General features: G+C 64.2%; 15 protein-coding genes and 1 other RNA gene. 12 read left to right on the top strand and 4 right to left on the bottom strand.

All coding sequences use genetic code 11. The annotated features are described in order from the left end of the window. The first annotated feature begins 138 nt into the window (after nt 1-138). The gene (locus tag BM171_RS06940; RefSeq protein ID WP_281244602.1) at nt 139-651 is read left to right on the top strand and encodes an asparagine synthase-related protein; all 513 of its coding nucleotides are present in this window, start codon (nt 139-141) and stop codon (nt 649-651) included. Between the two features lie 46 nt (nt 652-697). On the opposite strand, the gene BM171_RS06935 is transcribed toward BM171_RS06940, so the two are convergent. The 4 genes from BM171_RS06935 to BM171_RS06920 all read right to left on the bottom strand — a co-directional run bounded on the left by BM171_RS06935 (nt 698) and on the right by BM171_RS06920 (nt 3,367). Continuing rightward, nucleotides 698-2,005: a polysaccharide biosynthesis/export family protein gene (locus tag BM171_RS06935; RefSeq protein WP_175497506.1), complete on the bottom strand. Its 1,308-nt coding sequence runs from the start codon at nt 2,003-2,005 to the stop codon at nt 698-700. 251 nt (nt 2,006-2,256) lie between these two features. After that, nucleotides 2,257-2,612, bottom strand: a transfer-messenger RNA (tmRNA) gene (gene ssrA / locus BM171_RS06930). Nucleotides 2,613-2,742: 130 nt separating this feature from the next. Then, nucleotides 2,743-2,973 carry an N-(5'-phosphoribosyl)anthranilate isomerase gene (locus BM171_RS06925; protein ID WP_093010094.1) on the bottom strand — a complete coding sequence of 77 codons (231 nt, stop codon included), beginning with the start codon at nt 2,971-2,973 and terminating at the stop codon, nt 2,743-2,745. Nucleotides 2,974-3,013: 40 nt separating this feature from the next. Next, nucleotides 3,014-3,367, bottom strand: a complete 354-nt coding sequence (locus BM171_RS06920; protein ID WP_093010093.1) for a DUF4345 family protein — start codon at nt 3,365-3,367, stop codon at nt 3,014-3,016. Between the two features lie 122 nt (nt 3,368-3,489). On the opposite strand from BM171_RS06920, the gene BM171_RS06915 reads away from it, so the two are divergent. From BM171_RS06915 to BM171_RS06865, 11 genes are all read left to right on the top strand, one after another. Next, nucleotides 3,490-4,005 (top strand): DinB family protein, encoded by a 516-nt coding sequence (locus BM171_RS06915; protein ID WP_093010092.1) that lies wholly within the window; start codon nt 3,490-3,492, stop codon nt 4,003-4,005. 59 nt (nt 4,006-4,064) lie between these two features. Next, on the top strand, nt 4,065-5,051 hold the full coding sequence (acuI, locus tag BM171_RS06910; protein ID WP_093010091.1) for an acryloyl-CoA reductase: 987 nt from the start codon (nt 4,065-4,067) through the stop codon (nt 5,049-5,051). A gap of 130 nt (nt 5,052-5,181) precedes the next feature. Next, a complete protein-coding gene (locus BM171_RS06905) occupies nt 5,182-6,825 on the top strand; it encodes a BCCT family transporter (RefSeq protein WP_093010090.1) in 1,644 nt (547 codons plus the stop codon). 303 nt (nt 6,826-7,128) lie between these two features. Further along, nucleotides 7,129-8,781, top strand: a complete 1,653-nt coding sequence (locus BM171_RS06900) for a BCCT family transporter (RefSeq protein WP_093010089.1) — start codon at nt 7,129-7,131, stop codon at nt 8,779-8,781. A gap of 210 nt (nt 8,782-8,991) precedes the next feature. Beyond that, nucleotides 8,992-11,136, top strand: a complete 2,145-nt coding sequence (locus tag BM171_RS06895; protein ID WP_093010088.1) for a DEAD/DEAH box helicase — start codon at nt 8,992-8,994, stop codon at nt 11,134-11,136. Between the two features lie 88 nt (nt 11,137-11,224). After that, nucleotides 11,225-12,646 (top strand): cryptochrome/photolyase family protein, encoded by a 1,422-nt coding sequence (locus BM171_RS06890; RefSeq protein WP_093010087.1) that lies wholly within the window; start codon nt 11,225-11,227, stop codon nt 12,644-12,646. Between the two features lie 111 nt (nt 12,647-12,757). After that, complete coding sequence (locus tag BM171_RS06885; RefSeq protein WP_093010086.1) at nt 12,758-13,966, top strand: SAM-dependent methyltransferase; 1,209 nt, start codon at nt 12,758-12,760, stop codon at nt 13,964-13,966. Between the two features lie 6 nt (nt 13,967-13,972). Further along, complete coding sequence (locus BM171_RS06880; RefSeq protein ID WP_093010085.1) at nt 13,973-14,413, top strand: TrgA family protein; 441 nt, start codon at nt 13,973-13,975, stop codon at nt 14,411-14,413. Between the two features lies 1 nt (nt 14,414). Continuing rightward, nucleotides 14,415-15,530 (top strand): gamma-glutamylcyclotransferase, encoded by a 1,116-nt coding sequence (locus tag BM171_RS06875; RefSeq protein WP_093010084.1) that lies wholly within the window; start codon nt 14,415-14,417, stop codon nt 15,528-15,530. A 63-nt stretch (nt 15,531-15,593) separates the two neighbouring features. After that, entirely contained in the window at nt 15,594-16,622 is a 1,029-nt protein-coding gene (locus BM171_RS06870) for a cysteine synthase A (RefSeq protein WP_093010083.1), read from the top strand. Then, nucleotides 16,619-19,171, top strand: coding sequence for a DUF3772 domain-containing protein (locus tag BM171_RS06865; RefSeq protein WP_093010082.1), 2,553 nt, complete (start codon nt 16,619-16,621; stop codon nt 19,169-19,171). Before BM171_RS06870 ends, BM171_RS06865 begins: the two co-directional genes overlap by 4 nt. Nucleotides 19,172-19,177: the final 6 nt, after the last annotated feature.

Below are 19,177 nucleotides of genomic sequence, written 5' to 3'. Positions count from 1 at the left end.
GCTATTTGGGGAGCGCGCGCGCCATGGCGCTCAGCACCCCGACACTGGCCTGGTTTTGCGCCGCCACGTGGCCGGTTATTACTCCGCCGTTGACAATTGGGACCGACGGGTCCATTTGAAGCCTGCAACACCACGGAGATGGATGACAGGGTGGCCGAGATGATGGCGCTCGATACGTCCATCTACCTGCCCGATGACGTCCTTGTTAAAGTCGATCGCGCGTCGATGGCCGCGTCTTTGGAGGTCCGGTCTCCGCTTCTCGACCACAGGGTGGTCGAATTGGCATGGTCCCTACCGAACGATCTGCGATTTGATGGCCGCGTCGGAAAGCTGGTTCTGCGGAGGCTGCTGGAACGACGCGTGCCTCCGGCGTTGTTCGACCGTCCCAAGCAAGGGTTCGGCATACCCATCGAAGACTGGATCCGTGGTCCGCTGCGCGATCTGGCGGCCGACGCGGTTTCACCCGAGAGATTGTCAGTGCTCGGTGTCGTCGATCCTGACCGCGCCGCAGCCAAGTTCGATGAACACGTGTCGGGGCGCCGTAATTGGGGACGACATCTCTGGACCCTGATCATGCTCGACGCCTGGCAGGATACCTGGCTCGGCACGCAAGACAGCAATCGTCACCAAAGACGGGAAGCGGTGTGTTGATCCCGCGTTTCCTGGCCTCTCGCCGCCTCCACTCAGCCAATCCGACCTAGTTGCTCGTGGAATCGGCCGCCCGTCGCTGAACGCGCAAGATGTCGCCCGGTCCGATAGGGGTATCGCCGGTGACCTGCACTTCGGCCCCATCAGTTGTACTGCGCGTGATGAAGAACTCCGTAGAGAACTGCCTTTCGGACTGGGGAACGCCGACGCTGAAAAGGTCCAGCATGGAAATGAGCAGTTTTGAACGCTGCGCCCTGTCTTCCAGCTCCGCATTGACGCGCTGAAGTTCGGCGGTCACCTGGGTTAGAAGCTGGGTCTGGATTGAGACAATGTCCCGCTCAGCCTCCTTGATCCCTTGTTGCGCGCGAAAGATGCCGTTCTCCAGGTCGATATCCTGGCTCTCGAGCTCGAATATCGCGCGTTGCGCGTCGCGCAACTGGTCTGCACGTGCGAGACCACGGTCGCCGAGCTCGGCGAGGTTGTCGCTGACCTCCCGCGCCGTGAGGATCTGATCCGCCAGCCTTAAACGTTTTGTCTCAAGCTGGGAAATCTCCGTCGCCAGAAGGATTTTGAGCTCTTCAAGGCTCTGCCTTTCCAGAGCACGTGCTTCTTTCCGTGTCGCGAAAATCTCTGTCTCGTCCGAGATCAGGCGATCGAGCGCTTCGGACCCGTCCGGGTGGCGGAGCTCCACGTCGATCTCGAACGTATCCGCGCCGCGCAGCTCGGCGTTCAGGCGGTGCGCGAGAACCTGCAGGCGCACTTCCTCCCTGCGGATGCGCGAAAGGTCACCGGCATCCCGCATCACGCCGCGCAGATCATTGGATTCAGCTTCGCGCAGATATGGCGCACCGCCCGCCAGAGCGTAGGCTTGCATGACGCCCAGACCAGGGGTCGCTTCGAAGGCTCCGGGCCGTTCCACATCGCCGATCACATAAAACGGACGGTAGGTCTCGATCTCGATCACGACAGAGGGCGTCTCGATCAATTGTACGCTTTCGTTCAGCTTGGCCGAAACTTCCTGGGACAGCTCATCGAGATCTTTGTCCAAGGTCGAGAAAGTCCCTGCCAGCGGAATGCTCAGCGTGCCGTTGCTCGAGATGGAGAAACTGCCGCTGACCGCATCCCATTCCACGAAGTCGAGCTCCTGATTGTCCCATCTTACGACGCGGACAGATAACCTGTCGCCCGGGCCCAACTGATAGATTTCATCCGGCTCGGCTTGCGCCGGCGTCTGGATTGTCGCCAGAAGAAGAATTGAAACTGATATGACGAGCAGGCGCGCCACACTTATTCTGAGCGCGCGCATTGAACTCTTCCAGAGCTCTCGGGTCATAGAAGCACCGGTCACGTGGTCCATGTCGCCGTCTCGTGTCATCATCGGTGTCACTCGCGTGGCTTGCCCGCTTTCGGCTAAGCTTCGTACGGAGCCACCCGGCTTGGCAAGTCAGTTCCGCGTCATTCCTCTCGTCTGATTTCGCGGCATTTTCCTGTCCGAATGTGGAGCGAAAAGCTGACTCGGGGACAATCGCCGACGGCCGGAAAGACAGCTTAAGAAAATCCACGGGGCACGCTGGTCCGGCGACAAGATAGGTATGGGCTAAAGAGAAAAATGCAGGCTTCTGTTGCCAGGTGCCTGCGAACCCCGCCAGCCCTGGCTAGAGGACTGGACTTAAGATTTCGGTCTTTCGCGCAGCATTAGGCTGCGAGAGCGACCGGAGCACGATTGTCGTTGGCAATTATGCTTAACGGACCGATTACGGTGGTACCTCACCGGGACAAAGCTACCCCTTTACACGTTCGTCGATCCTGTTTCGGCCCCAAAGTCCCCCCAACGACGGGATGATTGGTGGAGCCGCCGGGTACCGCCCCCGGGTCCGATCCGCTTATTACGAGCGCGTTTATGCCCATAGTCCCGTTGCCGAGACAGGCTTAAGATAGGCGTTTCTGGCGCGCTTGCAAAGAGGCGCAGGCGAAATCTTCTCGAAGATTTCGCCGGTTTTCCGCACGCTGAAAACATGGCCTCTGTGGCGGCGCTGGTCTCTGGACACGAAATCCGCGTCGGATTTCAGTCCAGGTTTCGCGTGCGAAACCGGCCTAGACCAGCACGCGGACAGGCTCGTTATTGCAAAATATGATGACTTGCCCGCCATTCTCTATCGCCCGGTAGCCGCGCCGGCCAACCTCGGACAGAAGCCGTTCAAGGCCGGCGTAGCGGTCCACGTCGCGCCGCGCGCGTCGGATGACCTGACCGCGCATGGCGGATTTGCTCGAGAACACGCCTTCGATCCAAGCTTCGGGCGAGAGGGGGCCATAAAGTCCGGTCATGTCGTCACAAGACACGAGACCGGTTAAGGTCAGGTAAATCTCAGAGCAGATTCACGATCACCAGCCATGCGCCGAACCCCGCCTCGCAGGCGAAGAAGATCCAGGCTTTCGGCTGCGGCGGCTTGTCGGCGAGGATCGAGACGATACGCCCGGTGCCCGCGCCCAGATATGCGACGCCGGTCATGCCGTATGCCCAGGGGGCGCCGGACAAAAGTGCCACAAGGCCCAGCGCAACGAAAAGCCCGCCCGCCGAGGCGCGCAATTCGCTCATGCCCATCGTGCTGCCGCGAAAATCGAGATCGAGCACATCGGCCGTGTAGCGCGGCGCGAGAAGGCCGAATGCACCGAGCGCGATCGTCGCCAGCGCCAGGATGATGTTAATGGCGTCGACCATACCAGGGCTCCTTTCACTACCACTGCGTGAGCTAGTCTGGCCGCGCCCCGGGAAAAGCGCTCCGGCTTGCCAGTCACGCAGAAGGATGCTCGACTGCTCCCAATGGTGACGGAGGGACCGCCATGATCGACGCAAGTTTCACTGTCCAGATGGCGCGCTACAACGCCTGGCAAAACCGCCAGCTCAAGTCGATCTTCAAAGAGCGCGGCGAGGCGTGGCTGCGCGAGACGGGGCAGGGTTTCTTCGGCTCGATCTTTGCGACCGCCAACCACCTGTTATGGGCGGATACTATCTGGATGGCGCGCTTCACGCAGAGCCCCGCTCCGAAAGGCGGCATCGCGGAGAGCATCGCGTTCACCGATACGCTGCCCGATTGGGACATCGCGCGGTTCCGCATGGATGCGCGCATCCTCGACTGGGCGGAGAACCTGCGCTCGACCGAGCTTTTCGGTGATCTCACCTGGTATTCGGGCGCTCAGGGACGCGAGGTGTCGCGGCCGCGCGCGCTCTGCGTGGCCCACATGTTCAACCATCAGACCCATCACCGCGGCCAGATCCACGCAATGCTGACCGCGGCCGGTGCAACCGCACCGGTCTCGGACCTGGCCTTCATGCCCGAGGACGGGCCCGTGCTGTAACGCTGCGGGTTGCGCGGTAGCTCGCACAGCCGACACTTATTGAGGAAGAGAGGACACACATGTTCAACGCATTGCTCGTCGAGAAGGACGAAGAGAGCGGCAAGACAAGCGCCGCCGTCAAACAGATCTCGGAAGACGATCTGCCCGAGGGCGAGGTGACGGTCGCGGTCGAGTATTCGACGCTCAACTACAAGGACGGGCTCTGCATCGGGCCGGGCGGCGGGCTTGTCCGCAATTACCCGCATGTGCCCGGCATCGACTTTGCCGGAACGGTCGAGAGCTCGAGCGACGATCGATACAGCGCCGGCGACAAGGTCGTCCTCACAGGCTGGCGCGTCGGGGAGGCGCATTGGGGCGGCTATGCCGAGAAGGCGCGCGTGAAGGCCGATTGGCTGGTGCCGCTGCCCGAGGGCCTCGACACCCGGCAGGCGATGGCCGTCGGCACGGCGGGCTTCACGGCCATGCTCGCGGTGATGGCGCTCGAGGATCACGGGATCAAGGATGGCCCCGTTCTCGTCACCGGCGCGTCCGGCGGCGTCGGCTCGGTCGCCACGGCGATCCTCGCCGCGCTCGGTCACGAGGTCGCTGGCGTGACGGGCCGCCCGGACAGCGCCGATTACCTCAAGGCGCTCGGTGCGACCGAAATCGTGGCGCGCGAGGATCTTGCCGAGACCACGAAGCGCCCGCTCGAAACCGAGCGCTGGGGCGGCTGTGTCGACGCCGTGGGGGGCGCGATGCTGGCGCGGGTGCTGGGCCAGCTCAAATACGGAGCCTCTGCCGCGGCGGTCGGACTGGCGGGCGGAGCCGACCTTCCGGCCAAGGTTGTCCCCTTCCTTTTGCGCGGCGTGAACCTTCTCGGCATCGACAGCGTCATGCAGCCCTACGACAACCGGCTGCGCGCCTGGGAGCGGATTGCGAAAGATCTGCCGATGGAGAAGCTCGACGCGATGGTGCAGCCGGCAACGCTCTCCGATCTGCCGAAACTCGGGGCGGATATCCTGAACGGGCAGGTTCGCGGCCGCGTTGTGGTGGACGTCCGCGGCTGATTGTCATACCCTTCAGAACGCATTTGTCTCCACCGCTTGTCGGCACGACCGCTCGCGGTGGGCAAATCATCGCCAAGCGGCGCAAGATCGCAAGTCGCGGAATGCAAAATACAAGTAGGGAGCCCCTCGCATGTCAAACGAGGACATCACGGCCGAAGGCATACCAACGCCAGAAGGCCATACGAACCTCATCGAAACCGATTACGATGTCGGCCAGGACAATATAGACGGCAAACTCGGGCCATTCGGTTTCGACATTCACAACCCGGTTTTTGTCATTTCCGGCGCCTCCGTGATCCTGTTCGTCGTTTATGCCCTGATCTTCCGCGAGCAGGCATCGACCTTCTTCGGCGAACTCAGGCCTTACCTGACATCGACCTTCGACTGGTTCTTCCTGTCGGCGGCCAACTTCTTCGTTCTTTTCTCTTTGTTCCTGATCGTGAGCCCCTGGGGCGGCGTCCGTCTCGGCGGGACGGAAGCCACGCCCGACTTCACCTATGCGGGCTGGTTCGCGATGCTCTTTGCGGCGGGCATGGGCATTGGTCTGATGTTCTTCGGCGTGCTCGAGCCGGTCTATCACATGGCTGTCTCGTCACCGCTCGGCGTGCCGTCTCCGTTCGCCGAGGACGGCAGCGTGATCGAGGCGAATGTCGCCGCGGCGCGCGAGATCGGCCTGGCGGGCACGATCTTCCACTGGGGCCTGCACCCTTGGGCGATCTATGCGATCGTGGCGCTGAGCCTTGCGCTCTTTAGCTACAACAAGGGTCTGCCGCTGACGATCCGGTCTGCCTTCTATCCGATCTTCGGGGACCGCGTCTGGGGCTGGACCGGGCACATCATCGACACGCTGGCGGTCTTCGCGACGCTCTTCGGCCTTGCGACCTCGCTCGGCTTCGGCGCGCAGCAGGCGGTCGCCGGTCTCGAATTCGTCTATGGTCTGCCCAACACGATCACGAGCCAGGTGGTGTTGATCGTGGCGATCACGCTGGTCGCGCTGGTATCGGTCCTGCGTGGCCTTGATGGGGGGGTGAAAGTCCTCTCCGAGGTCAACATGGTCGTGGCGGCGCTGCTGTTGCTTTTCGTGCTGCTGGCAGGCCCGACTGTGATGCTGCTGACGGGCTTCGGCGAGGGGCTTCTTGCCTATGGCCGCGAGCTCTTGCCGCTGTCCAACCCTGTCGGGCGCGAGGATGACAGCTATCGTCACGGATGGACCGCGTTCTACTGGGCCTGGTGGATCTCCTGGTCACCGTTCGTGGGCATGTTCATCGCCCGCGTCAGCCGCGGCCGCACGGTGCGCGAGTTCATCACCTGCGTGATCCTGATCCCGAGCCTTGTCTGCGTCCTCTGGATGGCGGTGTTCGGCGGTGCGGCGATCGACCAGGTTCTGAACAACCCCGACAGCCTCGTGAAGGCGAACGTGATCGACAGCTACAGCCCCGAGCTTTCGCTCTTCGGGATGCTGTCGGAATTGCCGATGGCGGCAATCACATCGACGATCGCGGTGATCCTCGTCATCGTGTTCTTCGTGACCTCGTCCGACTCCGGCAGCCTCGTGATCGACACGATCACAGCGGGCGGCAAGGTCGACGCGCCGGTCCCGCAGCGGGTGTTCTGGTGCATCTTCGAAGGCGCGGTCGCCATCGTGCTCCTGATCGGCGGCGGACTTGGAGCGCTCCAGGCGATGGTGATCTCCACGGGCTTGCCCTTCACGATCGTGCTTTTGCTGATGTGCTGGGCGATCATCGCCGGCCTCAGAAGCGAAAAGCGCGGCTGATCGCGTCACATGATGCGGCCGCGACGATCCGGCCGCAAACCACGCCAGACACGCCCCGGACCCCTCGGTCCGGGGCGTTTTCATGTCTGGAGGAAGAAAGATCGCGCACGTGAAAGGCTGCGTGATCTCGGGTTTGCGGAATGGGATGGCAAGGTCAGTCGCGGAAAAGGTTGCCCCTATCTCAGCGGCTTAGGCCGCGCATGAGAGAATTATGTGCCAGAAATACGGTGTTACGGGTTGTCGCAGGTCCGTGGGCTCTACTTGAGATGTTGAGCAAGAAAACGCCAACAACGGAGGTGCGACATGACCGACGCTTCATCGGAGTCGGAAGGCTTGGACATTCCCAGTCCCGACGGCGACGTCAACACGATCGATACGACCTATAAGGTCGGCCAGGACAATGTGGAAAAGAAGATCGGCCCGCTCGTCTTCGACATCCACAACCCGGTCTTCCTGATCTCGTCTCTGACAGTCCTCGTCTTCGTCCTTGTCACCCTGATCTTCCAGGAATCCGCGTCGGCCGTCTTCAACTGGCTCTTCACCTTCGTAACCACGACGTTCGATTGGGCCTTCCTCTCGGCGGCGAACATCTTCGTGCTGTTCTGCCTCTATCTGGTGGTCAGCCCGCTCGGCAAAGTGAGGCTCGGCGGCACGGATGCGACGCCGGATTTCGGCTACCTGTCGTGGTTCGCGATGCTGTTCGCCGCTGGTATGGGCATCGGCCTCATGTTCTTCGGCGTGCTTGAGCCCGTCTATCACATGCAGGTGTCGAACCCGCTCGGTCTCGAAGGGCCGATCAACACCGAGACCGGTGAGATCGACCAGGCGCAACTTGCAGATGCGCGTGGACACGGGCTGGCGGCCACGATCTTCCACTTCGGCCTGCACCCCTGGGCGGCCTACGCGGTGGTTGCGCTCGCGCTGTCGCTTTTCACCTACAACAAGCAGCTTCCGCTCTCCATCCGGTCGGCATTCTACCCGCTGATGGGCGACAGGGTCTGGGGCTGGCCGGGCCATATCATCGACATCATCGCGGTCTTCGCGACGCTCTTCGGCCTGACGACCTCGCTCGGCCTTGGGGCGCAGCAGGCGACGTCGGGGCTGAGCTACGTGTTCGGCGTGCCGGACTCGCTCAATACCCAGATCGTCGTGATCGCGGGCGTGACCGCAGTTGCGCTGTTCTCGGTTATTCGGGGCATCGACGGCGGCGTGAAGCTCCTGTCGAACGTGAACATGTGCTTTGCAGTCCTTCTCGTGTTTTTCGTATTCTTCGCGGGGCCGACGATGCAGATCCTCCGGGACGTCTGGAACGGTCTGTCGACCTACGTGATGGACGTGGTGCCGCTGTCGAACCCGATCGGTCGCGACGATGACAGCTTCCGCGAAAGCTGGACCTCGTTCTACTGGGCCTGGTGGATCTCCTGGTCACCGTTCGTGGGCATGTTCATCGCCCGCGTCAGCCGTGGCCGCACGGTGCGCGAGTTCATCACATGCGTGATGCTGATCCCGACCCTCGTGGGCGTCTTCTGGATGGCGACCTTCGGCGGCACCGCGATCACTCAGGTCGCGGAGATGGGCACCGAGAGCGGCGTATACCAGAACGTCATCGCCAACTATAACGACTCTCTCGCGATGTTCGCGATGTTCGGGGACATGCCCCTCACGACGATCACCTCGTCGCTGGCGATCATCCTGGTGCTGGTCTTCTTCATCACCTCGTCGGATTCGGGAAGCCTCGTGATCGACACGATCACCGCGGGCGGCAAGACCGAAGCGCCGACGGCGCAGCGGGTCTTCTGGGCCACGATCGAGGGCGTCGTTGCGATCACGCTCCTGATCGGCGGCGGTTTGACGGCGCTTCAGGCGATGGTGAATGCCACGGGCATCATCTTCACGGTGGTTCTCTTGTTCCTCTGCTGGGCCATCTTTAAGGGCCTGCGGACAGAGCCGCGGTAAAGACAATCACACCGGGCGGGGCCGATCCCGCCCGGTGATCCCATCCTACCGATCATCGCTGTTATGCACTGCGCGCAGATGGGCCATGTCAGGCGCACTGCGCGAAATGCCATATACAGAGGGCGCAGTTCGCGCTATGAGGCGCAATCTCCGCCCCCCTTTGGCGGACTGCGAGCCTCTCGCGGCACTTCTCAAGATCGGTTTCCCAGAATGATCCAGACCCTTTCCGATGCGCTCGAAGAGCGTGGCTACACCACTTTGACGCCCGTTCAGGACGCGGTGACGGATCCGGGTCTTGATGACGCGGACCTTCTCGTTTCCGCGCAGACCGGCTCGGGGAAGACCGTGGGGTTCGGCCTCGCCATCGGGCCGACCATCCTTGAAGAGGGCCGGGTGCCGATGCCGGCCTCCGCGCCGCTCGCGCTGATTGTCGCGCCCACGCGGGAACTGGCCTTCCAGGTCAGCCGCGAGCTGACATGGCTCTATGCGAAGACCGGCGCGTCGGTTGCGACCTGCGTCGGCGGCATGGACATGCGCGACGAGCGACGGGCGCTTGAGCGCGGAGCGCATATCGTTGTCGGCACGCCGGGCCGACTGCGCGACCATATCCAGCGCGGCTCCCTCGATCTGTCGTCGATCCGCGCCGTCGTGCTCGACGAGGCGGACGAGATGCTTGATCTGGGATTCCGCGAGGATCTCGAATTCATGCTGGGCGAAGCGCCTGAGGATCGCCGCACGCTGATGTTCTCGGCCACCGTGCCGCCGATGATCGAAAAGCTCGCCTCCGAATACCAGCAGGATGCGCGGCGCGTCGTGACAAGCTCCGGCTCGAGCCAGCACACCGATATCGAATACCAGGCACTGCGCGTCGCTGAGCGCGATGCCGAGAACGCCATCATCAACGTCCTGCGCTTCCACGATGCGGAAAACGCGATCGTCTTTGCAAACACGCGGGCGACCGTGAACCGTCTGACGGCGCGGTTTGCAAATCGCGGCTTCGCGGTCGTGTGCCTGTCGGGCGAGCTTAGCCAATCCGAACGCAGTCATGCGCTTCAGGCGATGCGCGACGGGCGCGCGCGGGTCTGCGTTGCAACCGATGTCGCCGCGCGCGGGATCGACCTGCCGAACCTCGAACTCGTCGTGCATGCCGAGCTTCCCAAGACCTCCGAAGGTCTTCTGCACCGCTCTGGCCGGACCGGCCGGGCAGGGCGCAAGGGCATCTCCGCGCTGATCGTGCCGCCGAAAGCCGTCAAGAAAGCCGAGCGTCTGCTGAAGACCGCGCGCGTCACCGCCGACTGGACCACAGCGCCCGGCGCGGAAGACATCCTCGCGCGCGACGAGGAGCGGCTGTTGGCCGATCCTGACTGGGCGAGCGAGATCACCGAGGAACAGGCGTCCTTCGCCGCGAAACTGCTCGCACAGCAAAGCCCCGAAGCCGTGGCCGCTGCCTATCTGCGCCTCTACCGCACCCGTCATTCCGCGCCCGAGGAGCTGTCCGCTCCCGAAGAGCGCGCATGCCCGAAAGACCGCCCCGTGAAAGAGCGCGCGCCGTTCGGGCCGAGCGTATGGATTTCCCTCTCGGTGGGCCGCAAGGACCGCGCCGAGCCGCGCTGGCTCCTGCCGCTGCTGTTGCGGACCGGCGGGCTCGACAAGGACGCGGTCGGCGCGATCCGCGTGCAGGATGCCGAAACCTACGTGGAATTGGCCGCACCCAGCGCCGAGGGCTTTCTTGCAAGCCTCGGTGAGGGCGGCGAACTTGAACAGGGCGTGATCGCGCAGAAGCTCGACGGTGTGCCGGATATGAGCCGCCCTGCGCCCGCGCCGAGGCGCGCGCCGGGCAAGCCCGAGCGTCCGCGCGGCGACAAGCCCGACTGGAAGGCGAACAAGTCCGACCGCCCTCGAGGCGACAAGCCTGAGTGGAAGAAGGACAAGCCCGCGCGCGCGTCGGCCCCGCGTGAGGAGAAAAGCCGCGAGCCAGGCGATAAACCCGCTTGGAAGAAAGACCGGCCTGCGCCTGCGGCGAAGCCCCGCGAAGAGCGCGCGGCGCCTGAGGCTCGCAAGCCCGCCAAGCCCGACTGGAAGAAGACGACTTCCGCCGGCGAGAGCGCATCCAAACCCGCGGGCAAGAAGCCGTTCGGCCAGAAACCCGATGCGAAAGCCGGGCGCCCGAAAAAGCCGAAGGACAAGCCCGAGGCGGCGACCGCGCAAGCGAAACCCCGCAGCAAGGCATCCGACACCTCCCAGCGCTTCACCCCGCCGCATCGTGCGGGCAAGGGGCCGGGCAAGCCGGGACAGGCGCGGGGCACCGCGCGCCGTCAAGGCGGAGGTCAGCCGCCGCGCCGCTCCAAGGTCTGAGGCCGGGTCATGACGCGCGGGGTCTGTTGACCCTCGCGCGCCCACGCTAGCTTTCCCGGAACATGCGCCGCAATTCCGGGAGAGACCTTTGGCCGACACGCGACCCACGATCCTTTGGCATCGCCGCGATCTGCGGCTCTCGGACCATCCGGCGCTCGACGCCGCGGCCAGGCGTGGCGGTCCGGTCATCCCGGTCTTCATCCGCGACAACCTGGTCGACAAGCTTGGCACCGCACCGGTCTGGCGGCTGGGCCTCGGCCTCGGCGTGCTGGGCGAGAGCTACGCGGAGAAGGGCAGCCGGTTGATCCTGCGCGCAGGCCCGCCGCTCGAAGTCTTGCGAAAGCTGGTGGAGGAAACCGGGGCGGGGGCGGTCTACTGGATGCGCGCCTACGATGCGGACAGCGTCGAGCGCGACGAGCGCGTGAAGTCGGGGCTCAAGGATGACGGGCTCGAGGCCAAAAGCTTCGCCGGACACCTGATGTTCGAACCGTGGAGCGTCGAAACCAAGCAGGGCGAGTTCTACAAGGTCTATACGCCGTTCTGGCGCGCGGTGAAGGATCGCGAGGTGCCCGAGCCGATCGCGACGCCAGGCAAGATCCCCGCGCCAGCTGACTGGCCCGCGAGCGATGCGCTGGACGAGTGGAGCCTCGGGGCGGGCATGGATCGCGGCGCGGACGTGGTGCGCCCCTATGTGCAGCTCGGCGAGAGCGCGGCGCAAGCGCGGCTCGGCGCGTTCGTGTCCTCGAAGATCGGGGCATACAAAGCGAACCGCGACATCCCGGCGGTGGACGGCACCTCGAACCTGTCGGAGAACCTCGCGCTCGGAGAGATCACGCCGCATCAATGCTGGGCCGCGGGCATGCGCGCCCTGAACGATGGCAAGGACGACGCGCAGACCTTTCTTCAGGAGCTCGTCTGGCGCGAGTTCGCCTACCACCTTCTCTGGCACACGCCGCAGCTCGAGACCGGCAATTGGCGCGAGGAATGGGATGCCTTTCCCTGGAACGAGGACGAGCGCAAATCCGAGGTCATCGCGTGGAAGCGCGCCCGGACGGGCATGGCGTTCGTCGATGCGGCTCTGCGCGAGATGTACGTGACGGGCCGGATGCACAATCGCGGCCGAATGATCGTCGCCTCCTACCTCTGCAAACACCTCATGTGCCATTGGAAGATCGGCAAGGAATGGTTCGAGGATTGCCTGATCGACTGGGATCCGGCCTCCAACGCGATGGGCTGGCAATGGTCGGCGGGCTCCGGCCCCGACGCGACCCCCTATTTCCGCGTCTTCAATCCCGAAACGCAGGTGGACCGGTTCGACAAGGACCGCACATTCATCAATCGCTGGATCGCCGAAGGGCAGAACAACCCACCCGAGACGGCTCTGTCCTATTTCGAGGCCATTCCGCGCAGCTGGAAAATCTCGCCGGATGACGACTACCCCGAGCCGATCGTGGGTGCGAAAGAAGGTCGGCAGCGCGCGCTTGACGCCTATGAGAACCGTGACTTCTGAACGCATGTCCCGGCGTCAACTTGCGGGGTGCGGCCTCCGCGCTATAGCTTGCCGTGAAACGGGACACACCCGGCGCCCGTGTCTGGAGCGTCGGATGAAATGGGGAACTCGATGGTATTGACCTCGACGCAGGGCCAAGACGGCCTGCCGCGGTATTTTGCGCAAGTCTTCGACATGTCGCAAAAGATGAACAATGGACGCATCGACTTCGTGATGCCGGATGGGCGCGTTTTCCGCGCAGACGGGCGCAATCCCGGACCGGTCGCCGAGCTGCATCTGCACAATCCCGATCTCTTTGCGCGCCTCATCCGTGAGGGCGATCTGGGGTTCTGCGACGGCTATCTCGACGGTTGGTGGTCGACGCCGGACCTGCAGGCCTTCATGGATCTCGTCCATGCGGACAACGAGGACATCTACGACGGATTTCCCGGCATGGGGCTCCTGCGCGCCTACGAGCGGCTGCGGTTCTGGTTGAAATCCAATTCCAAGACCCAGGCGCGTCGCAACATCGCGCAGCACTACGATCTCGGCAACGAGTTCTACCAGCTCTGGCTCGATGACACGATGACCTATTCCTCGGCCAAGTTCGATACCGGCCAGGAGAGCCTCGAGAAGGCGCAGATCGCCAAATACGCCTCGATGGTGGACCAGATGGGCGCGCAGCCCGGTGACCACGTGCTCGAGATCGGCTGCGGCTGGGGCGGCTTTGCCGAATATGCCGCGAAGGAGCGCGGCCTGCGGGTGACGGGGCTCACCATCAGCCAGGCGCAATACGACTACGCCAAGGAGCGCATTCGGCGCGCGGGGCTCGAGGACCGGGTCGAGTTCAAGTTGCAGGATTACCGCGACGAGCGCGGGCTTTATGACGGCATCGCCTCCATCGAGATGTTCGAGGCGGTCGGGGAGCGCTACTGGCCGGTCTATTTCAACACCGTCAAAGACCGGCTCAAGCCAGGCGCGACGGCCACGCTGCAGGTCATCACCGTCGATCACCGCCGCTGGGACGTCTATAAGCGCGGGCCCGATTTCATCCAGAAATACATCTTCCCTGGCGGCATGCTGCCTTCGCCGGTGGTGCTGCGCGACGAGATCAAGCGCGCCGGGCTCGAGGTTCTACGCAGCATCGAGTTCGGCGACAGCTACGACCAGACGCTCCGTCGCTGGCATGACACGTTCAACCGCAAATGGGACGAGGTGGCGCAGTTAGGATTTGACGACCGCTTCCGCCGCATGTGGAATTTCTATCTGACGTCCTGCGCCGCGACCTTCGCGACGGGGAATTGCGACGTCACGCAGATCACGTTGTCTCGTCCGGGTTGAGAACACATGCCCACGGCACCGAAACTTGTCGCGGGCTTGTTGCTCGCAGCGCTGGCCTTCGTGGTCACCGAAATGGTGAAGGCGGGCCTGCCTAGCTCGATCACGGTCGGGGCTGTGTCGGAGGTCAACGCGCTCATCGCTTTCTTCGGCGGCTGGAAGTTCATCGGTGCGCGGGTCGGCAAGGGCACGTCCGCTGCGATCACCAACGGGATCACGGGCACCTTCGCGACTACGGTGGTCTGCCTCTTCGTGCACGCGGTCGAGCAGATGGTCGCGGATTCGATGGACCGCAAGTACCGGACCGTTTTCGAGGCGATCGACGGCGCAATCACGTATTTCCTCGAATACGGTTCTTTTCTGCTGACGCTCAATATCCTGGGATTGATGGCGATCGGCGCGATCATCGTGGCCGTTGCGGCCGAAGTCGCGAGCCACTACTGGCGCTGACATGACTAGGTATTTTCTTTACGGCACGCTCCGCCATCCGGAGCTGTTTGAGCGCGTCGCGGGCACGCCCGCCAAGGCGGAGCGCGCGTCGCTGGCCGGGCACGCGGTCCACTGGGTTGCCGGTCAGGCCTATCCGGTTCTGATCGCGAAGGATGGCTCGGACGCGGACGGCGTTCTGGTCGATGTCTCCGCCGAAGCGGCGGCGCGGCTCGACTTCTTCGAGGAAGGGTTCGGCTACCGCCCAGAGACCGTCACTGTCGAGACCGAGACGGGGCCGCGCGAGGCGAGGGTCTACCTGTCGGATACGCGGCCGGAACTGGGCGCGCTCTTCGATATCGAGGATTGGGCGTCTCGCTGGGCGACGGTGATGGTCTCGGCGGCCGAGGAGGTGATGGCGCGGTACGGCAAGACCGACGCGGACGCGGCGCACGCGCTGTGGTCCGTTTTCTGCGCCCGCGGCTGGGCCCGCGAGATGGCAGCGGAGGGCGCGCCGCACGCGCTTCGAACTGATATGGGGCGGGGGGACCTGCCGCGCCTCGAAATCGCGGAAGGCGGGCATGACGGGTTCTTCCGGCTGCGGCGCTTTACAGTCAGCTACCCGCAATATCGCGGCGGCTATTCGGAGGCGGTGACGCGCGAGGCGTTCTGCGCCTTCGATGCGGCGCTCGTTCTGCCGTATGATCCGGTGACGGACCAGGTGCTTCTGATCGAGCAGTTTCGCTACGGCCCGCTCATGCGCGGCGATCCGGGGCCTTGGGTGCTGGAACCCATCGCGGGGCTTGTCGATGCGGGCGAGGATCCGATGGAGACCGCGCGGCGCGAGGCGGTCGAGGAGGCACGGCTCGAGCTTTCTGACATGCGCCCCATGCTCAAGGTCTATGCCTCCCCCGGTTATTCGACCGAGTATTTCCATTGCTTCCTGGGGCTGGCCGATCTGGCCGGACGCGGCACGGTCCTTGCCGGGCTCGACGAGGAAAACGAGGATATCCGCAGCCACGTCATTTCCTTCGACGCGGCGATGGGGCTCGTCGAGACGGGCGAAGTCAATGCCGGGCCGCTCGCGATGATGCTGCTCTGGCTTGCGCGGGAAAGGCCCGCCTTGCGCACGGGCGCTTGAGTTCGCCCGACCTGCGCCCTACACCCAAGGGCAACCGAGCGGGACAAGCAAAGGAGACCGCCCATGCGTATCGCAAAGGACATGGCTGACGCGATTGGCCGCACGCCGCTCATCCGCCTTCGCAAGGCGAGCGAGGAGACCGGCTGCGAGATCCTCGGCAAGGCGGAATTCATGAATCCCGGCCAGTCGGTGAAGGATCGCGCGGCGCTGTTCATCATCCGTGACGCGGTGGAGAAGGGTCTGCTCGAGCCCGGCGGCACCATCGTCGAGGGCACGGCGGGCAATACCGGGATCGGCCTCGCGCTCGTTGGCGCGTCGATGGGTTTCAAGACGGTCATCGTCATTCCCGAGACCCAGAGCCAGGAAAAGAAAGACATGCTGCGGCTTGCGGGTGCGGAACTCGTGGAGGTGCCGGCCGCGCCCTACAAGAACCCCAACAACTACGTGCGCTATTCGGGCCGACTGGCGGAAGAGCTTGCCAAGACCGAACCGCATGGCGCGATCTGGGCGAACCAGTTCGACAATGTTGCCAACCGCCAGGCCCATATCGAGACGACCGGACCCGAGATATGGGAGCAGACAGGCGGCAAGGTCGACGGCTTCATCTGTGCCGCCGGATCGGGCGGGACGGTCGCGGGTGTCGCGGCGGCGCTGCAGCCAAAGGGCGTGAAAGTCGGTCTTGCCGACCCCGAGGGCGCGGGCCTGCTCAAGCTGATGACCGGCGAGGAAAACCCTGGCGATTCCATCACCGAAGGGATCGGGCAAGGGCGGATCACCGCCAATCTTGACGGTTACACGCCCGATTTCGCGTGCCGCGTGCCCGACGCCGAAGCGCTGCCCATCGTCTTCGACCTATTGCAGCATGAAGGGCTCGTGATGGGCGGCTCGACCGGGGTCAACGTCGCGGGCGCGATGCACATGGCTCGCGAGATGGGGCCGGGGCATACGATCGTCACGATCCTCTGCGATTACGGCAACCGCTACCAGTCCAAGCTCTTCAACCGCGAGTTTCTCGAGGCCAAGGGCCTTCCGACACCGCCGTGGCTCGACAAGGCGCCTGCCTCCATTCCGGGCGTTTTCGAGGACACATGAGACGCATCGCGGCGATCCGCCGGCTCGCCGCAGCGCTCGTCCTGTGTCTGGCATGGCTGCCGGTCGCGGGCATCGCACAGGAGCAATCCGCACCCGCCGAGGCGGCCACCGAGGGCGTCGAGGCACTGGGCGAAGCGCTCACCGGGCCCGACCCATCCGACGAATTGTCCGACATCGCGCCGCCTGACGACGCGCTCGATGTCGATTTCTCCGCCTGGAGCGATACCGCGGAGCGGATCGAGAGAACGCTCGCGGATGGCGAGCCGCCAACCGGCCTTCTGGAGCGGATCCGGGGCGACCTCGTCGGGTATCGTGACCGTTTCAGCATCCTTCAGAATCAGCAGAACGCGCGCATCCAGACGCTTGAAGCGCAGCTGAACGCTCTGGGGCCCGCACCTGAGGAAGGCGAAGAAGAGGCGCAGGATGTGGCTGATCGCCGGGCCGCGCTGAACGCCCAGCTCGAGGAGGCGCGCGCGCCTATCGTGACCGCCGAGGAGGCCTTCACCCGCGCCGACGGTCTCATCCGCGAGATCGACGCGCGCATCCGGGCGCGTGCGGCCGAGCGGCTCTTCTCGCAAGGTCCGACGCCGCTCAATCCCGCGCTCTGGCCCGGCGCCCTCGAGGAACTTGCGCGCTCGATCCGGGCCTTCTGGGACGAGGCGGAAGGCGAGATCTTCGCCGGTGACGACGAGCTTGACCGGGAGCGGCTGCCGGTCGCACTGGGCATGGGGCTCTTCGGCATCCTGCTCCTGGCGCGCGGACGGGCCTGGGCGGAATCGGGCGTGCACTGGCTCCGCAACCGCATCTCGCGCCGCGCCTCGGGCGTGTGGCGCTTCATCGCGTCGCTCGGCATGATCATCCTGCCGCTGACCGGCATCATCCTGATCGCGCTCGGTCTGGAATATACCGAACTGATCGGGGAGCGCGGCGAGGTGATCCTGCGCCGATTGCCGATCTGGGTCGGCGTCTTCGTCTATATCCGCTGGCTGGCACAACAGACCTTCTCGCCGGACGATGACGAGGCGACTATGCCGCTCGATTCCGCGCGGCGGACGGAGGCGCGCTTCTATTTCAGTGCGCTCGCGATCCTCGTCGTGCTGAGCGGTGTGCGCTCCGTTTTCACCGAGGTCGACGACTATTCCTCGGAAGTGGCGGCGGTCCTCGCCTTCCCGATCATCGTGGTCGCCAGCGTTCTGATGTTCCGCATCGGGACGATCTTCAGCCGCGCGGTGCTCGATACCGAGATCGACGATCCGGAATCTCCCGATCCGATGGCGTTCCGTATGCGGATCGGCCGCGTGTTCGGGCGGCTCGTGGTGCTGACGGCCGTCGCGGCACCTGTTTTCGCGGCTGCCGGATACCTGCAGGTCGCGCAGGCGCTGACCTTCCCGATGATCGCGACGCTGGTGCTCGCGGGCACGGTGCTGGTGCTTCTGCGGTTCGTGTCGGATCTCTATCTGCTGGTGGCGGGCAAGACCGTGCAGGAGGCCAACAGCCTCGTGCCGGTCTTCGCGGGCTTCCTTCTTCTGCTGACCGCGCTGCCCGCGCTGGCGCTCATCTGGGGCGCGCGGGTCTCCGACCTGACGGAGCTCTGGGCGACCTTCACTGCCGGCTACCAGGTCGGAGACAGCCGCATCCGCCCGGCTGATTTTCTCTACTTCATCGCCGTTTTTCTGATCGGCTACGCACTGACGCGGGGCCTTCAGGGCGGGCTGCGCTCCAGCGTCCTGCCGAAGACCAAGATCGATATCGGCGGGCGCAACGCCATCGTCGCCGGCGTCGGCTATATCGGCGTCTTTACCGCCGCGCTGATCGCCTTCGCGGCGGCGGGGATCGATCTGTCCTCCATCGCGCTCGTCGCCGGTGCGTTGTCCGTCGGCATCGGCTTCGGCCTTCAGAACATCGTGTCGAACTTCGTCTCGGGGATCATCCTTCTGATCGAGCGGCCCATCGGGGAGGGCGACTGGATCGCGGTCGGCGACAACATGGGCTTCGTGAAGGACATCTCGGTGCGTTCCACCCGGATCGAGACCTTCGACCGGTTCGATGTGATCGTGCCGAACTCGGACCTCGTGACCGGCACGGTGACAAACTACACGCGCGGCAACACGTTCGGCCGCCTGATCGTGCCGGTGCGCGTGGCCTACGGCTCTGACACGCGCAAGGTCGAACGGATCCTGTTGTCCATCGCGCGCGCGCATCCGCTCGTGTTCATGAACCCAGCCCCCTATGTCTGGTTCAAGGGCTTTGCCGACAGTGGCATCGAGTTCGAGATCCGCGTGATCCTGACGGATATCCTGGAGATCTTCGAAGTTCAGACGGAGATGAACCACCAGATCGCCGAGCGCTTCGCCGAGGAGGGGATTCAGATCCCGTTCCCGCAGCGCGATTTGTGGCTTCGCAACGCCGAAGAGCTCACGGGGCGCGGCAGCGCGGATCATCGCGGGTTTGCAGGGCAGGACCAGACACCACAAAGCATGGACGAGCGCGCCGCGATGCCGGCTGCGATGAAACGCAGCACGGGCGGCGGCGATCCCGACGGAGAGTGACACGAG

The organism is Roseivivax halotolerans, from assembly GCF_900115815.1.
GTDB lineage: Bacteria > Pseudomonadota > Alphaproteobacteria > Rhodobacterales > Rhodobacteraceae > Roseivivax > Roseivivax halotolerans.
This window is presented reverse-complemented; position numbering and strand designations above follow the sequence as displayed.